The sequence below is a fragment of the Armatimonadota bacterium genome, assembly GCA_031460175.1.
Lineage (GTDB): Bacteria > Sysuimicrobiota > Sysuimicrobiia > Sysuimicrobiales > Sysuimicrobiaceae > Sysuimicrobium > Sysuimicrobium tengchongense.
Map to the genome: position 1 here is coordinate 66,874 of JAVKGW010000007.1, position 15,638 is coordinate 82,511.

Annotated in this window: 15 protein-coding genes; all 15 read left to right on the plus strand. The window is 69.0% G+C overall.

What is annotated here, in order from left to right; translation table 11 throughout:
* The first annotated feature begins 1 nt into the window (after window position 1).
* The 15 genes from QN206_10010 to QN206_10080 all read left to right on the plus strand — a co-directional run bounded on the left by QN206_10010 (window position 2) and on the right by QN206_10080 (window position 15,613).
* Window positions 2–1,120 carry an XdhC family protein gene (locus tag QN206_10010; protein ID MDR7615141.1) on the plus strand — a complete coding sequence of 373 codons (1,119 nt, stop codon included), beginning with the start codon at window positions 2–4 and terminating at the stop codon, window positions 1,118–1,120.
* 17 nt (window positions 1,121–1,137) lie between these two features.
* A complete protein-coding gene (locus tag QN206_10015) occupies window positions 1,138–1,695 on the plus strand; it encodes a nucleotidyltransferase family protein (GenBank protein MDR7615142.1) in 558 nt (185 codons plus the stop codon).
* Window positions 1,696–1,798: 103 nt separating this feature from the next.
* Window positions 1,799–2,785 (plus strand): TAXI family TRAP transporter solute-binding subunit, encoded by a 987-nt coding sequence (locus tag QN206_10020; protein ID MDR7615143.1) that lies wholly within the window; start codon window positions 1,799–1,801, stop codon window positions 2,783–2,785.
* Between the two features lie 13 nt (window positions 2,786–2,798).
* Complete coding sequence (locus tag QN206_10025) at window positions 2,799–4,688, plus strand: TRAP transporter fused permease subunit (GenBank protein ID MDR7615144.1); 1,890 nt, start codon at window positions 2,799–2,801, stop codon at window positions 4,686–4,688.
* An 86-nt stretch (window positions 4,689–4,774) separates the two neighbouring features.
* Window positions 4,775–6,016 (plus strand): amino acid ABC transporter substrate-binding protein, encoded by a 1,242-nt coding sequence (locus QN206_10030; GenBank protein MDR7615145.1) that lies wholly within the window; start codon window positions 4,775–4,777, stop codon window positions 6,014–6,016.
* Window positions 6,013–6,750, plus strand: a complete 738-nt coding sequence (locus QN206_10035; GenBank protein MDR7615146.1) for an ABC transporter ATP-binding protein — start codon at window positions 6,013–6,015, stop codon at window positions 6,748–6,750. The genes QN206_10030 and QN206_10035 overlap by 4 nt, the downstream gene beginning before the upstream one ends.
* The gene (locus QN206_10040) at window positions 6,731–7,456 is read left to right on the plus strand and encodes an ABC transporter ATP-binding protein (protein ID MDR7615147.1); all 726 of its coding nucleotides are present in this window, start codon (window positions 6,731–6,733) and stop codon (window positions 7,454–7,456) included. Before QN206_10035 ends, QN206_10040 begins: the two co-directional genes overlap by 20 nt.
* A gap of 7 nt (window positions 7,457–7,463) precedes the next feature.
* Window positions 7,464–8,342: a branched-chain amino acid ABC transporter permease gene (locus tag QN206_10045; protein MDR7615148.1), complete on the plus strand. Its 879-nt coding sequence runs from the start codon at window positions 7,464–7,466 to the stop codon at window positions 8,340–8,342.
* Window positions 8,343–8,346: 4 nt separating this feature from the next.
* On the plus strand, window positions 8,347–9,363 hold the full coding sequence (locus tag QN206_10050) for a branched-chain amino acid ABC transporter permease (GenBank protein MDR7615149.1): 1,017 nt from the start codon (window positions 8,347–8,349) through the stop codon (window positions 9,361–9,363).
* Window positions 9,363–10,424, plus strand: coding sequence for an alcohol dehydrogenase catalytic domain-containing protein (locus QN206_10055; GenBank protein MDR7615150.1), 1,062 nt, complete (start codon window positions 9,363–9,365; stop codon window positions 10,422–10,424). Before QN206_10050 ends, QN206_10055 begins: the two co-directional genes overlap by 1 nt.
* Window positions 10,421–11,173 (plus strand): FadR/GntR family transcriptional regulator, encoded by a 753-nt coding sequence (locus QN206_10060; GenBank protein MDR7615151.1) that lies wholly within the window; start codon window positions 10,421–10,423, stop codon window positions 11,171–11,173. Before QN206_10055 ends, QN206_10060 begins: the two co-directional genes overlap by 4 nt.
* A gap of 107 nt (window positions 11,174–11,280) precedes the next feature.
* The gene (locus tag QN206_10065) at window positions 11,281–12,624 is read left to right on the plus strand and encodes an amidohydrolase family protein (GenBank protein ID MDR7615152.1); all 1,344 of its coding nucleotides are present in this window, start codon (window positions 11,281–11,283) and stop codon (window positions 12,622–12,624) included.
* A 58-nt stretch (window positions 12,625–12,682) separates the two neighbouring features.
* Window positions 12,683–13,384: an SDR family oxidoreductase gene (locus QN206_10070; protein ID MDR7615153.1), complete on the plus strand. Its 702-nt coding sequence runs from the start codon at window positions 12,683–12,685 to the stop codon at window positions 13,382–13,384.
* A 42-nt stretch (window positions 13,385–13,426) separates the two neighbouring features.
* The gene (locus QN206_10075; protein ID MDR7615154.1) at window positions 13,427–14,368 is read left to right on the plus strand and encodes a cupin domain-containing protein; all 942 of its coding nucleotides are present in this window, start codon (window positions 13,427–13,429) and stop codon (window positions 14,366–14,368) included.
* A 27-nt stretch (window positions 14,369–14,395) separates the two neighbouring features.
* Window positions 14,396–15,613, plus strand: a complete 1,218-nt coding sequence (locus QN206_10080; protein MDR7615155.1) for an amino acid ABC transporter substrate-binding protein — start codon at window positions 14,396–14,398, stop codon at window positions 15,611–15,613.
* Window positions 15,614–15,638 lie beyond the last annotated feature (25 nt).

Here is a 15,638-nt window from a genome sequence, read left to right on the forward strand (position 1 = left end):
CATGCGGGAGCTCCTCGACATCCTCCAGGCCCTCCGGGACGTGCGCCGCCACGGAGAAGCGGCGGCCCTGGCCACCGTGGTCGGGGTGCGGGGAAGCACCTACCGGCGGGAGGGAGCCCGGCTCCTGATCCGGTCTACCGGGGATCTCGTGGGCTCCATCTCCGGCGGGTGCCTGGAAGGGGATGTGCAGATCGTGGCGGAGGAGGTGCTGCGGGACGGGCGGCCGCGCCTGCTGCACTACGACCTCACCGCGGACGACGAGGCGGTATGGGGCCTGGGATTGGGCTGTAACGGGGTGATCGACGTGCTGGTGGAGAAGGTGGGGACGGCGGAGCCCTCCCCGGAGCGGTTCCTGGAGGAGGCGGTGGAGCGGGAGCAGCCGTTGGTGGTGGTGACCCTCATCGGACCGGAAGACGCCCCGCAGCTCGGACGGCGGTTGGTGGTCTACCCAGACGGCACCCGGGAGGGGAGCCTCGGAGACGCGGATCTGGACGCGTCCGCGGCCACGCGGGCGCAGGAGGCGCTGCGACGGGGAAAGCCGGCCCGCGAGACCCTCGGGGGGGTTGAGCTCTTCTTCGAACCTCTCCAGCCGCCCCTGCGGTTGGTGGTGTGCGGGGCCGGGCACGACGCCATCCCCTTGGTGCGCCTGGCGCACGAGCTGGGCTTCCGGCCCGTGGTGGTGGACCGGCGGGAGAAGTTCCTCACCCGGGAGCGGTTCCCCGAGGCCCATGGGTTCCTCCACACGGAGTTCCCGGAGGCCGCGGAGGCCATCCGGCCGGACTCCAGGACCTGCGTGGTGGTGATGACCCACAACTACCTGCACGACAAGAACCTCATCCGGTCCTTCTTCGCGTATCCGACTCCGCCTGCCTACCTGGGCCTCCTGGGCCCCCGACAGCGTACCCAGAAGATCCTCCGGGAACTCGAAGCCGAAGGGGTGCAGCCGAGCCCAGAGCTGGCAGGACGGATCTACGCGCCGGTGGGCTTGGACATCGGGGCGGAGGGGCCAGAACAGATCGCCCTCGCCATCCTCGCGGAGATCCTGGCGGCCATGAACGGCCGGAAGGGAGGCTTCCTGCGGGACCGGCCCGCCCCCATCCACGAGCCGCTTCCCGTTTGAGCGGGTTCGCCTGTATCGTGCTGGCGGCGGGAAGTAGCCGCCGTATGGGCCAGCCGAAGCTCCTGCTGCGGCTGGGCGGGAAGACCCTCCTGCGCCGGGCCGTGGAGACGGCCCTGGCGGTCTGTGGCGAAGTCGTCGTGGTGGTGGGGCCGGAGGCGGACCGTATGCGGGAGGAGCTCAGGGATCTCCCGGTAACGATCGTGGAAAACCCAGACCATGTCCTGGGACTCAGCACCTCCCTGCGAAGGGGAATTGAGGCCGTGGCGGACGCGGACGCGGCACTCCTCCTGCTCGCGGACCAACCCGCCCTCACCCCCGGCCACCTCCGGCGCCTCGTGGAGGCCTGGGAGCGCACCGGGGCGAGGATCGTGGCCTGCGCGTACCGGGGCACCGTAGGACCTCCCGCCCTCTTCCACCGAAGCCTCTTCGGGGAACTGCGGGCCCTGCGGGGGGACGTGGGGGCAAAGCCCGTGCTGGAGGCGCACCGGGAGGAGGCGGTCTTCCTGCCCCTCGAGGAGGCGGCCCTGGACGTGGACACCCCGGAGGACTGGGCGCGAATCCACCAGAAGCCGTGAGCCGGAGGCCCCACCCCCCTCGGGGAACACGGGTTCGGCAGGAGGAGATGCCTTCCCCGGCGTAGGCTTTGTCTGACGATCTGACGGATTGGAGGTGAGCACGGTGCGGAGGCGGTGGGGCGGGGGAATCCTCGTCGTGCTGCTCGTGGCCCTGGGACTTTCGGAGGCTTCCGCAGGGCCCGTGGAGCGCCTGACCATCCTGGGAGGGCCTGCCGCAGGGGTGTTCAACATCTTCGCCACGGGCCTAGCGACCTTTCTGTCCCGGAACGTCTCCGGTGTGGAAGTGACGGTGGCCGCTACCGGAGGATCCGTGGAGAACGTGCGGCGGGTGAATGCAAAGGAAGCGGAGTTCGCGGTGGCCTTCAGCAGCGATGTGCACGAGGGCTACTACGGGCTTGAGGCCTTCCAGGGGAATCCCCAGCGCAACATTCGGGCCGTGGGTCTCCTGTTCATCGGCGTGGGACACTTCGTCACCTACCGGGACAGCGGCATCCGGACCGTGGCGGACCTCGTGGGGAAGCGCGTGGCAGTGGGCTCTCCGGGATCCGGCACCTTCGCGAACGCTCAGCGCATCCTCACCGAGCTGGGCCTGTGGGACCGGATCCAGCGGGTGCCACTTCTGGGATCCGCGGCAGCCGCGGCCCTGCGGGACGGGCGGGTGGACGCCTTCTTCTTCACCGGTCCGTATCCGGATCGCTCGACCATCGAGGCCGCCATCGCCAAGGAGGTGCACCTCCTGGATCTGTACGGGCCGCTTGCCCGCACGGAATTCTTCCGGAAGTACCCGTACTTCATCCGGTATGTGGTCCCGAGCCGGGGATACCCCGGGCTTACGGAATCCGTAAGCACCATCGCGGTACCGGGCCTGTGGTTCACGCACAAGGATGTTTCGTCAGCCCTGGTACGTCGCCTCGTGGCCGCCGCTTACAGTCGCGAGGGACACGCGCACATGCTGCAGGTGCACGGGGCCTCCGCGGACATGACCGTTCGCCGGGCTCTGCTCGGTGTGACCATCCCCTTGCATCCAGGCGCGGAAGCCCACTGGCGGTCCGTAGGTCTGGAGATCCCGGAGGGCATCCGGGCCCGGTAGGGACAAAGCGAAGATGCGGAAGCTCGTGAGGCCGTGGGACCGCCTGATCCAGGGGGGTCTCGCGGCCACGGTGGGATTTTACCTGTGGACCGCCGCGGTGGGCGGGACAAGCCTCCAGTACCACCGCGGGATCGCGGTGCTCTACAGCCTCGCCGCCGCCTTCCTCCTCTACCGGGCCACCTCACGTGCCCCGGAGGACCGTCCCTCCTGGGCCGACGTGGCCCTCGCCGTAGCCTCCGGTGGGGTGGCCGGGTACTGGATCGTGCAGTACGAGGCCCTGGCCTACCGCGCGGGGGCCTTCACGAACCTGGACGTCGCCATGGGCACCCTGGCGCTCTTCCTGAGCGTGGAGGTCACCCGCCGGGTCCTGGGGCCCTCCATGACCGTGGTGGTGCTGCTCCTCATCGCCTACGCCCTTTGGGGGAACCACCTGCCTTCCGTGGTAGGCCACCGCGGGTTTTCCTTCCGTCGGGTCGTGGAGTATTTCTACCTGACCCCGGAAGGACTGTTCGGCGTGATGCCGGATATCCTCGCCAGCTACATCCTGCCCTTCGTGGCCTTCGGCGCGTTCCTCATGCGGGCGGGGGTGGCCAAGTTCTTCATGGACCTCTCCGTCGCGCTCGTCGGACGGATGCGAGGAGGGCCCGCGCAGGTAGCGGTGGTGAGCAGTGCTCTGTTTGGATCCATCAACGGAAGCCCCGTGGCCAACACCGCGACCACAGGCGCTTTCACCATTCCCCTGATGAAGCGATGCGGGTTTCCTCCTCACATCGCAGCCGCGGTGGAGGCCGCGGCCTCCACCGGGGGCATGATCTTGCCGCCCGTGATGGGCGCGGGCGCCTTCCTCATGGCAGAGCTCACTCGGATCCCCTACGCACGCATCGCGGCCCTCTCCGTCCTCCCTGGATTGCTGTACTTCCTGGGCGTGGGGGTGATGGTGTACTGCGAGGCCCGCAAGCTGGGGCTGGAGGGGCTGCCGCCCGAGCAGATCCCGCGTCCGGGGGAGGTGCTGCGGGGAGGCTGGTACCTCCTGCTGCCCCTGGCGGTGCTGGTGGCGGTCCTGATGCGCACCACTTCCGCTCCCTTGGCGGTCATCACCAGCATCGCCAGCACCGTGCTGGTGAGCTGGGTCCGACGGGAGACCCGCATGGGTCCTCGGGAGATCTGGGAAGCCCTGGTGGATGCGGGCCGCAACAGCACCTACGTGGCCGCGGCCACCGGCGCCATCGGCATCGTGGTGGCGGTGGTGACCCTCACGGGGATCGGCGTGCGCTTTAGCCAACTGGTCCTGGACGTCTCCGGCGGGAATCTTCCCCTTGCGCTGCTTCTGGTGGCCGCGGCCAGCTTCGTGCTGGGCATGGGCATGCCCATCACCGCCGCATACCTGGTGCTCGCCGTGGTGGCGGCTCCGGCTCTGGTGAAACTCGGGGTGCCGCTCCTCGCGGCCCACATGATCATCTTCTGGCTAAGTTTGGATTCCAACATCACACCCCCCGTGGCCTTGGGGGCGGTCACCGCCGCGGCCATCGCTCAAGCGGATCCGTGGCGCACGGGCTGGAACAGCTTCCGGTTCGCGAAGATGATCTACGTCATGCCCGTGCTGTTCGCCTACACCCACATCCTCATGACCGGAACCTGGCAGGAGAACCTCTGGGCCGCCATCTCCTCCGTGGTGGGAACCGTGGCCTTCTCCATCATGAGCACCGCATACTTCCTGGTGCGCACCAGCGTCTGGGAGTGGCTGGTGCTGGCCGCGGCCACGGTCCTGTGCTTCATCCCGACCCTGGCGACGGATCTCGCGGGGATCGGGCTGTTCGTCCTGGTGTATCTGTGGCAGCGTCACCGGCTCCTCCGGGAGAGGACAGAAGCGGAAGTTCCCTCCCAGGCGGCGGTGGTGAAGTAGCCGCGAACCTATGTTCGGAAGGAAAAGAGCCCAGGCGGATCGAAGGCTGTCTGACAGTCTGACTGTATGGTCAGGAGGTGAGTGGGATGAGGCGGCTGCGGGGTGGCGGTGGGATCCTCAGGGTCCGAGAGCGCGTGGGGTGGGGGATTGGGGTTTTCGTGCTCCTCTTCGTGGTCGGCTCGGCTCGGGTGGGTTCCGGCGCTCCGTCCGCGCGCCCCATCCTGGTGGGCGGGACCCTGGGGCTCACCGGCCCTTTCTCCGGTCCCTCCGCGGTGTACAAGGCGGTGTATGAGTACTGGGTGAGCCGGGTGAACCGGGAAGGCGGGCTTCTCGGCCGCCCCGTGCGGCTCGTGCTGTACGACGACGAAGGCAAGCCCGCGGTGGCCCAGGCCCTCTACCAGCGGCTGCTGAAGGAGGACAACGTGGACCTCGTCCTCGCGCCGTACACCACCCTCGTGGGGGGATCCATCATCCCCATCGTGGAATCCGCGGGGAAGGTCCTGTGGAACGGGGGATTCGTGGGCATCGAGCTCTTCAAGAAGTCCCGGTGGATGGTGGGCGCGTACGCGTACCAGGAGCCGGACTACCCGCGGGGGATCTTCGAGCTGGTGGACAGCCTCCCGCCCCAGCAGAGGCCCCGGCGGATCGGGGTGGTCACGGAGCAGAACCCCTTTACCCTGGTGGTGAAGAACGGGTATCAGGGGTACGGCGGGGTACTGGGGTTTGCCCGGCAGCGCAACATCCCCGTGGTGCTGAACGAGGAGTTCGCCCCCACGGTGACGGACGTGCGCGGGCTCATCCAGCGGGCCAAGGCGGCGAACGTGGACCTCTTCTTCGCCCTGGCCCTCCCCAACCCGGCGGCCCTGCTCGCCCGTACCGCCCACGAACTGGGATTCAAGCCCGCCATCTACTGCCAGTGCGGATCCCCGGTGACGATGCTCCCGTACTGGCGGGATCTCGGGCCGGCCGCGGAGGGGATCATGGGCACCACCATCGCCTGGCACACGGACCGCTACAAGGAGGTCAACACCCTCCACGCGTTGCTCCAGCGGATGGGGTATCCGGAGCTTCCCTCCTACGCCACCGTGGCCCTCACCATCCTCCAGGTCATGGAGCAGGCCGTAAAGGCTACGGGGACCCTGGATCAGGCGAAGTTGCGGGCGTACGTGGTGGGCCGGAAGTTCGCCACGGCCAACGGCCTCATCCAGTACGACAAGGATGGGATCCCGAGTTACAATCAGGTGATCCTGCAGTTCCTCCGGGGCCGGAACGAGGTGGTCTGGCCGCCGAACCGGGCCACCGCGAAGCCCATAATCCCCATGCCGTGAGCCGTCCGGTACTGAGTGTGCGGAACCTCGTGAAGCGCTTTGGCGGCATCGTGGCCGTGGACGGGGTGTCCTTCGAGCTGGAGGCGGGGATCATACTGGGGATCATCGGCCCCAACGGCTCGGGGAAGACGACCCTGCTGAACCTGCTGAACGGCGTTTACCCGCCGGAGGCGGGGGAGGTCTGGCTCGCGGGACACCGGGTGGAGGGAGGTCCGCCGCAGCGGCTCGCGGACCTGGGGGTCATGCGGACCTTCCAGAACACGAGGGTCTTCCGGAGCCTGACCGTCCTGCAGAACATGTTGGTGCCCCTCCTCCACCGTCCCACGCGGATGCAGGAGGCCCGGACCCGGGCCATGGAACTCCTCAGCTCCGTGGGGCTGTCCGCATACGCGCACGTCCCCGCAAGTCAGCTCTCCGGAGGGCAGCAGCGGCTGTTGGAGTTCGTGCGCGCCCTCATGACCGGGCCCCGGGTGGTGCTCATGGACGAGCCCTTCGCGGGCGTGCATCCGGACGCCATCGAGATCATGAAGGAGCGGGTGGAGTCCCTCCGGAGGGAGGGAGTGGCCTTCGTGGTGGTGAGCCACGAGATCCCGGTGCTCTTGTCCTTGAGCCAGCGCGTCCTCTGCCTCAACCAGGGACGGGTGATCGCGGACGGCCCCCCGGAGGAGGTGGCCCGCAACGAGGCCGTGGTGGAGGCCTACCTGGGAGGTGGGCGTGTCGGGAAGGTCTCCTGAGGTCCGCGTGGTGGACGTGGAGGCGGGGTACTACCCGGAGCAGACCGTCCTCCAGGGGGTGCGTCTAGTGGCCCGTCCGGGCCAGCTCACGGCCCTTCTGGGCCCCAACGGCTCCGGGAAGTCCACGGTGCTGCGGGTGGTGTACGGCCTTCTCCGACCCCGGCGGGGGACCGTGTGGGTGGACGGGAGGGAGGTAAGCTGGGTGCCCGCACACCGGCGGGTGGACCTTGGCATGGGGTATCTCCCCCAGGGCCGGAGCGTGTTCCCCGGCCTCACGGTGCAGGAGAACCTGGAGGTGGGGACCTGGGCCCTCCCGCGCCCCGCCCGGCGGGCCGCCCTGGACCGGGTGTACGAGCGGTACCCCGCCCTGAAAGCCTGGTGGGACCGGCCGGCCGGAATCCTCAGCGGCGGACAGCAGCGCCTGGTGGAGATCGCCCGGATGATGGTCGCGGATCCCTGGCTGATCCTCCTGGACGAGCCCACGGCGGGTCTGGCGCCGGTGGCCGCGCAGGAGATCTACGAGGAGGTGGCCCGATTGCGCCGCGAGGGGCGGACGGTGCTGCTCGTGGATCAGAACGTCCGGGCCGCGGTCTCCCTCGCGGACCACGTCTACACCCTGGCCTTTGGCCGCAATCAACTGGAGGGGACGAGGGAGGAGTTCCAGCAGCGGATGCACGCGGTGGTCCGGGACTGGCTGCGGGTGTGAGGAGGAGATGACGCCGGCCCTGTTGGTGGAGGCGGTGGTCAACGGTGTGCTCCTGGGCCTGGTGTACGCCCTGGTCTCCGTGGGGCTCAGCCTCACCCTGGGCGTGCTGGGGATCGTGAACATGGCCCACAGCGCCTTCGTCATGCTGGGGTCTTTCTTCGCCCTCGAGATGCTGCGGTGGTGGGGGATTTCGCCGGTACTCGCCGCTGTGGCCGCGGCCCCCGTGTTCTTCGGGGCCGGGGCGGCGGTGCACCGGTTGCTGCTCCGGCGTACCGCGTCTACCTCGGAGGCCATGGGCCTGCTGGTCCTGTTCGGTCTCCTGCTTGTGCTGGAGAACGGCTCCATCCTGGTGTGGACCACGGACACCCGGGTCCTCCCGTGGCAGACGGCGCAGGCGGTGCTTTCCGTGGGAGGGTTCCGGGTGGCGTTGGGGCGCGTGCTGGCCGCAGGCCTCGCCCTGGGAATGATCGTGGGCCTGGATCTCCTTCTTCGCCGCACCCTGCTGGGGAAGGTGGTGCGTGCGGTCGGGCAGAACCCGGACGCCGCCACCGTGCTCGGTGTGGACGTGGCGCGGGTCTCCATGGTGGTGGTGGGAGCGGGGACGGCCACGGCCGCCATGGGAGGGGTGGCCCTGGCCCTGATGTTCCCGTTCGCGCCTCAAGAACATCTGCGCTGGCTGGCTTGGGCCTTCCTCGTGGTGGTGGTGGGCGGGTTGGGAGACGTGCGGAGCACCCTCCTCGCGGGACTTCTCGTGGGGCAGTTGGAGGCCCTGGCCGGGGTGCTGCTCCCCTTCCAGTACGTGTACGCGGTGCTTTACGCGTTCCTGGCCCTTACCCTGATCTTCCGCGGGCGAGGGTTACAGGGTGTCCAGGAGCGGATCCTCTAGCGCCATGCGGTCCTCTGTCTGGACGGAGACCTGGACGGCGGAGCCCGCCCGACTCGGCCGTGGGTCCGTCGTGGGCGCGGCCGCGCTCTTGGGGTTGGCCGTGGGGATCGGACTGTGGTGGGAGGGCCTGGGACTCCTCAGCACCCTGACCAACGTCTTCCTGTTCCTCGCCCTCACCCAGGCCTGGAACCTCCTGGGCGGCTATGCCGGTTACCTGAACCTGGCCATGGCGGTCTTCTTCGGGGTCGGGGCCTACACCACGGGCATCCTGGCCCACGGCTGGGGCGCCTCCCCCCTCCTCACGGCCCCCTTGGGCGGACTCGTGGCGGTGCTCTGGGCGGCCGCCGTGGGGATCCCGAGCCTCCGGGTACGGGGCCCGTACTTCGCGGTGCTCACCATGATCCTCGGATTCCTCGTGCAGGTGCTGGCGTACAACGTGCCCTGGACCCGGGGCGCCATGGGGATCTACGTCTCCCCGCTGTCGTGGGACCGGCGGGCGGTGGAGCAGTTCTTCTATTTCACCTATCTGGCCCTCGCCCTGGCGGTGACCGGGATGGCGGCGCGGATCCAGTCCTCCCGGTTCGGGGCCGCCCTCGTGGCCGTGCGGGAGGATGAGGTGGCCGCCACGGTTCTGGGGGTGCGCACCACGTGGGTGAAGGTGGCGGCCCTGCTGCTGGGGGCCTTCTGGGCGGGTCTCGCGGGAGGCCTGTACACCCAGCGGATCGGGTACATCGAGCCCACGGGGGTCTTCAGCCTGGACATCTCCGTGGACGTGGTCCTCATGGCCATGGTTGGAGGGGCGGGAACCTGGCAGGGCCCGCTCCTGGGTGTCCCTCTCGTCATGCTGGTGGCAGAGCTGCTGCGGGTGGGCGTGGTGCACCTGGGAGTGTTCGGGGCACGGATTCCCGCGGAGTTCAACCGGGTGGTGTTCGGTGGAGCCCTCATCCTCATCGCCCTGTACGCGCCGGATGGCCTCATGGGACTCTTGCGGCCCTTCCGCGGACGTCGGTTGCGGGTGTGATGCGGGCGGCGGTGTACTACGGGAACCAGGACGTGCGGGTCACCTCGGTCCCGGAACCCGAAGACCCCGGGCCCGGAGAGGTGCTCCTCCGGGTCCGTCGGGCTTCCCTGTGCGGGACCGACGTCTCGGAGTACCTGCACGGCCCGCTCATGATCCCCGTGCACGAGCCGGATCCCGTCACGGGTCATCAGGGCCCCACCGTATTGGGGCACGAGTTCATGGGCGAGGTGGTGGCCTGCGGGCCGGACGCGGGGACGTTTCGGGTGGGCCAGCGGGTGGCGTGCGGGGCCGGGGTGTGGTGCGGCCTCTGCTCGTGGTGCCGACTGGGCCGGACGAATCTGTGCGCGCGGTACTACACCCTGGGGCTTCAGACGCACGGGGGGCTCGCGGAGTTCGTGCGCGTGCCCGCCCGGACGTGTCGGGAGGTCCCTCCCGCGTGCTCCGACGAGGCGGCTGCCATCGCCCAGCCCACCGCGGTGGCGGTGCACGCCCTCCGCCGGAGCGGGTGGGCCCCCGGGATGCGCCTTGTGGTGATCGGAACGGGCGGCATCGGGTCCCTCCTGATCGGAGTCGCCCGGGCATGGGGCGGGGAAGGCATCGTGGCGGTAGATGTGGACTCCTCCCGGCTCGAGCTGGCCGAGCGGGTGGGTGCTTCACACCGGCTGCAGATCGGGCGGGATGAGGTCCGCAGGGGGGTGCAGGAGGTGACCGGGGGGGAAGGTGCGGATGTGGTGGTGGAGAGTTCAGGAGCGGAAGGCGTGCTGGAGCAAGCGGCAGAACTGGTCCGACGCGGCGGGACCGTCCTGCAGGTGGGATTGCCCCACCGGGCCCCACAGGTGCCGATCCGGGAGATGGTCCTACGGGAGATTAACCTGATCACCACGGTGGCCCACGTGTGCGATCGGGACCTGCCGGAGGCCCTGCAGGTGCTCGCCTCGACGGACCTCGCGGCACGGGTTGTGGACCGCGTGATCCCGCTTGGTGAGGTGGTGCCCGCGGGCCTCCTCGCGCTCGCGCGCCGGGAGGCGGCGGGGAAGGTGTTGGTGGATCCGAGCGGATGAGGACGGGTGAAGGGACCATGGACGAGCCCCTGGAGCGCCCCAAGGTCTACCAACTGCTGGCGGACCGGCTCCTCCACCAGATCCGGACCCGGCGGCTCAAGCCGGGAGACCTGATCCCGACGGAGCAGGAACTCAAGCGGCGGTTCGGAGTCGGCCGCTCCTCCGTGCGGGAGGCCCTGCGCCTGCTGGAGTCCAAGGGGGTGATCTGTCCTGCGGGACACGGCACCTTCGTGGTCGCGGAGTACGAGAACGCCCTCGCGGACTCGTTGAAGTTCCTCCTCACCTTGGAGGCCTTCGATCTCCTGGAACTCTACGAGCTGCGCAGGATCCTGGAGGCAGAGTTCGCGGCCCTGGCCGCTCAGCGCCGGAGCCCCGAGCACCTCGAGATCATGGCGGAGGCCATCGAGCAGATGCGGGCGGGCCTCGGAGCGGGCGAACCGGAGCGGTACATCGCCGCGGACCTCCGCTTCCACCTCACCGTGGCCCAGGCCACCTGCAACCGGGTGGCGGTGCACGTGATGCGGGCCATCCGGGATCCCCTGCACCGGGCCCTTCAGTCCGTCTATCACATTCCGGGAAGTCCGGAAGCCTCCATCGCCCAGCATCGGGAGATCCTGGCGGCCATCCGGACGCAGGACCCGGAAGCGGCCCGGAAGCGGATGCAGGAGCACCTGGGTCGGGTGTACACGGACATCCGGCGGGTCCTCCAGGGGAAGGGCGGGGATGGTCCAGGGGAGACCGGGGGTTGAGATGAGACCCGTCTCCCGGGGATCGGGGGGTTTCCCCGCAGGGATCTTGCGGGGCCGTGTCAAATGTCAACGCACGGGATACCACTCCGGATAAGGGGGGAAAGGGGATGGCGAAGCGAACGCTGATCAAGAACGGGTGCGTGCTGACCCTGGACCGGACGCTGGGGAACTTCCGGCAGGCGGACGTGCTCGTGGAGGACTCCCGGATCGCGGCCGTGGGTCCGAACCTCACCGCAGGGGACGCGGAGGTCATCGATGCCTCCGGGATGATCGTGATGCCGGGCTTCGTGGACACGCATCGCCACTGCTGGGAGGGGATCCTGCGGAACATCGGGACGGACGTGCCGCTGGAGGGGGAGAGGAGCTACCTCGCCTTCGTGCTGAACCAGCTCGCGCCCGCCTACCGGCCCGAGGATGTGTACATCGCGAACCTGGTGAGCGCGCTCGGGTGCATCGACGCGGGGATCACCACGGTCCTGGACTGGTCCCACATCCAGACGACCCCGGAGCACACGGATGCGGCCGTCCGGGCCCTGCAGGAAGCCGGGATCCGCGCGGTGTTCGCGTACGGCCGGCCGTGGTTCGAGCCGCCCAAGCCCGAGCACCCGGCCTGGATCCGACGGGCCGCGCAGCAGTACTTCTCCTCCAAGGACCAGCTCCTGACCTTCGGCCTGGCCATCTTCGGGCCGGAGTTCGATTCCCTGGAGGGATGCCGGGCGGACTGGACGCTCGCCCGGGAGCTGGACGCGCGCATCACGACCCACGTGGGCGTGGGCACCTTCGGACGGCACGGCAAGGTCGGGGAGGTGGGCCGGACGGGTCTGTATGGGCCGGATACCACCTTTATCCACTGCTGCACCCTGAGCGACGAGGAGATCAAGCTGATCGTGGACTCGGGGGCCACCGTCTCCTTGGCCTGCCCCGTGGAGATGATGATGGGACACGGGATGCCCCCGATCCAGCGTTTCCTGGATCTGGGCCTGCGTCCCAGCCTGAGCGTGGACGTGGAGACCAACGTCCCCAACGACATGTTCACGCAGATGCGATCTGCCATTTCCCTGCAGCACATGCTGGTGTTCGAGCAGCGACTGGCGGGGAAGGAGGACGCACCGCCGCTTGCGACCACCCGGGACGTGTTGGAGTGGGCCACCATCGAGGGTGCGCGCGCCAACGGGTTGGACCACAAGATCGGGACCCTCACGCCCGGGAAGGAGGCGGACATCATCCTGCTGCGTACGGATCGTCCCAACATCTTCCCCGTCAACGACCCCATCGGCGCGGTGGTGTGGGGGATGGACACCAGCAACGTGGACACGGTGATGGTGGCGGGTCGGATCCTCAAGCGGAACGGTCAGCTCGTGGGGGTGGACCTGAACCGGGTGCGGCGGCTCGCGGAGCAGTCCCGGGACTACGTGGTGTCCAAGTCCGGATTCCGGTTGCCTGAAATCTGAGGTGGCCTGGAACGGGTTCGGCGTCGGTGGCACAGGAGTCTATCGAGGAGGGATCGGGATGGCACAGGAAGGTGCGGTGGTGATCATCGGGGGGACCCGGGGCATCGGGCTCGAGATCGCGCGCCACTATGCGGGGCAGGGGCGTTCCGTGGTGATCTCCGGACGGGATCCGGACCGGGCCGCGACGGTGGCCCGGGAGATCGGGCCCACGGTTCAGGGCATCGGGCTTGACCTGACCCGCCCGGAGGAGGTGCCTTCCCGGCTGTCGGGCATCGGGACGGTGGATGGCCTGGTGCTGGCCGCCATCACCCGGGATCAGAACACGGTGCGGGAGTACAACATCCCGAGCGCCATGAACCTCGTGACCCTGAAGCTGGTGGGCTACACCGCGGTGGTCCACGCGCTGCACTCCCGCCTGACGCCCCACAGCGCCATCGTCATCTTCGGGGGCCTGGCGAAGGAGCGGCCCTACCCGGGATCCACCACGGTCACCACGGTGAACGCCGGAGTCTCGGGGCTGGTGCGGACCCTGGCCATCGAGTTGGCCCCCGTCCGCGTGAACGCCATCCACCCGGGGATCGTGGCGGACAGCCCGTACTGGGCGGGGAACACCGCCATGCTGGAGCGCGTGCAGGCCCGGACGCCTACGGGAAGGCTCGTGCGGATGGCGGATGTGGTGCACGCGGTGGCCTTTTTGCTGGAGAATCCCGCGGTGAACGGGGTCGAGCTCTACGTGGACGGTGGATGGGTGTTCGGATAGGCGGAGCAAGTCCGGTAGAGGGGGCTAAGGAGGGAGGAAGGGATGCATCGGGTCGCACGGGTAGACCGGGAAGTCATGCGGGTGCCGGAGCGGTTCGCCGCCCACAGCGAGGGCTTTCGGCGGCAGTCCCTGGTGGACGGCACGACGGGATCGGTGCACATGGGTTTCTCCGTCTGTATGCTGGAAGGAGGCGGGCACATCGCCCCCCACGTGCAGTCCTACGAGGAGGCGGTGTTCGTCCTCGAGGGCGAGGTGGAACTCACCGTGCAGGGGGAGACGGTCCTCCTGGGGGCCAACGAGGGAGGGTTGATCCCCGTGGGTGCGCCGCACAGCTGGCGTAACCCGGGGGATCGCCCCTGCACGTGGGTGGAGATGGTCTCACCCCGGCCGCGGGATGGCAAGAACGACCCCCCGGACGTGTTCTTCCTCCGGGAACCCATTGCGGCCGGGCCCGCGCGGCGGGTGGACGTCCGGGATCCCCGGCACTCCCGCTTCTTCCACTTCGAGAAGGCCCAGATGGACCTCGACAGCGCGCGGCGGGGCAGCGCCGTGGACGCCCCCACGGTCTCCCCGAGCATGGTGACGGCGCTGCTGGTCTACAGCGGCATCGGCATCAAGATGCTCGTGGACGCCCAGCAGGGTGCGAACCTGCTCACCATGTTCATGGTGGAGTACGAGCCCGGCGGTGTCGCCCACCCGCACGACCATCCCCTGGAGGAGGCGTACCTGATCCTGGAGGGGGAGGTGGATGCGGTGGCGGATGGCCAGACATATCGGCTCCGGGCCGGGGACTTCTTCTGGACCGGCGTGGGAACCGTCCATGCCTTCTACAACCGTTCCTCCGGAAAGGTCCGGTGGCTGGAGACGCAGGCCCCTCAGCCCCCGCGCCAGCACTCCTACCGGTTCAACCGGGACTGGGAATACCTGGCACGGCTGCTGGGGGCGGAACCCGCTCGGGGTTCCTCCGCGATGCGAACGCCGTAACCACACTCGAAGGGGGGTGCACGACCGATGAAGACAGGACGTGTGGTGCTTCTGGTGGCTCTTCTTGCCCTGCTCCTCGTCCAGGCCCGGCTCCCTGCGCAGCCGCGCCCCATCCGGGTGGGCGGAACCCTGCCCCTTACGGGGGTCTTCGCCGCGCAGGGGAAGGTCCACGAGGCAGCGGGGCGGGCCTTCGTCCAGATGATGAACGAGAAGGGGGGGCTCCTGGGACGGCCTCTCGAGTGGGTGCTCCTGGACGACGAGTCCCAGCCCGACAAGGCCGCGGCCCTGTACGAGCGGCTCATCACGGAGGACAAGGTGGACCTGATCATCGGACCTTACGGGACCGCGGCCATCACGGCCGCCATGCGGGTGGCGGAGAAGTACGGGTACGTGTTCCCCCACCACACCGCCAGCTTGACCTACGCGTACACATACCGGCGGCACTTCCCCACGTGGTACGTGGGGTTGAACACCCACATCACCACGCCCTCCAAGGTGTTCGACGCCTACCTCTCCCTGCCGCCGGGACAGCGGCCGCGGACGGTGGGGTTCGTGGTCAACAAGTTCCCCGGTACCCAGTTCCTCGCGTACGGCCGGGCCAACACAGGGGGTGCGGTGCGGATCGCGCAGCAGAAGGGCCTGCGGGTGGTACTGGATGTCCAGTTCGATCTCGGGACCACGGACTGGATCCCCGTGGCCCAGCAGGTGCGCCGGGCGAACCCTGATCTGCTCTACGTGGCGGGCCTGGCTCTGGATGGGGTCAATCTCCTCCAGGCCCTGGCGCAGCTCGGATGGCGGCCCCGGCACCACTTCTACCAGTGGCCCTCCCCCGGGGCCATGCTCACCGCCCTGCCCCTGACGGACCGGGCCACCAGCGTGACCATCTTCGTCCCCCATGAGCCGTACCTCTCGAACCCGGGCGCCCGGGACTTCGTGAACCGTTACCGGGCGTGGGCGAAGGCCACGGGCCTGGCTTACTCGGAGCCGGACGTGCAGTCCGCCGCTTCCTGGTCTGCCTGGCAGGTCCTGACCTTCGGCGTCCAGGAATGCCGTTGCCTGGATCACGCGCGGATCGCGGAAGTCCTGCTCTCCAAGCCGGTGCCTACGGTGCAGGGATATCTGAAGTTCGACCCGCAGCAGCAGAACTACGGGGACGACATCCAGGCGGTGATGCAGATCCAGGACGGCCGGTGGTGGGCGGTGTGGCCGAGGCAGCTGGCGGCGGAGGGCCGACGGCTGCGGTGAGACTCCCAGAGGCTGGACGCTCCCC

Coding starts and splice junctions, on each gene's coding strand:
- QN206_10010 (MDR7615141.1), top strand. CDS start 2: ATGCGGGAGCTCCTCGACATCCTCCAGGCCCTCCGGGACGTGCGCCGC.
- QN206_10025 (MDR7615144.1), top strand. CDS start 2,799: ATGCGGAAGCTCGTGAGGCCGTGGGACCGCCTGATCCAGGGGGGTCTC.
- QN206_10030 (MDR7615145.1), top strand. CDS start 4,775: ATGAGGCGGCTGCGGGGTGGCGGTGGGATCCTCAGGGTCCGAGAGCGC.
- QN206_10045 (MDR7615148.1), top strand. CDS start 7,464: ATGACGCCGGCCCTGTTGGTGGAGGCGGTGGTCAACGGTGTGCTCCTG.
- QN206_10050 (MDR7615149.1), top strand. CDS start 8,347: ATGCGGTCCTCTGTCTGGACGGAGACCTGGACGGCGGAGCCCGCCCGA.
- QN206_10055 (MDR7615150.1), top strand. CDS start 9,363: ATGCGGGCGGCGGTGTACTACGGGAACCAGGACGTGCGGGTCACCTCG.
- QN206_10060 (MDR7615151.1), top strand. CDS start 10,421: ATGAGGACGGGTGAAGGGACCATGGACGAGCCCCTGGAGCGCCCCAAG.
- QN206_10065 (MDR7615152.1), top strand. CDS start 11,281: ATGGCGAAGCGAACGCTGATCAAGAACGGGTGCGTGCTGACCCTGGAC.
- QN206_10070 (MDR7615153.1), top strand. CDS start 12,683: ATGGCACAGGAAGGTGCGGTGGTGATCATCGGGGGGACCCGGGGCATC.
- QN206_10075 (MDR7615154.1), top strand. CDS start 13,427: ATGCATCGGGTCGCACGGGTAGACCGGGAAGTCATGCGGGTGCCGGAG.
- QN206_10080 (MDR7615155.1), top strand. CDS start 14,396: ATGAAGACAGGACGTGTGGTGCTTCTGGTGGCTCTTCTTGCCCTGCTC.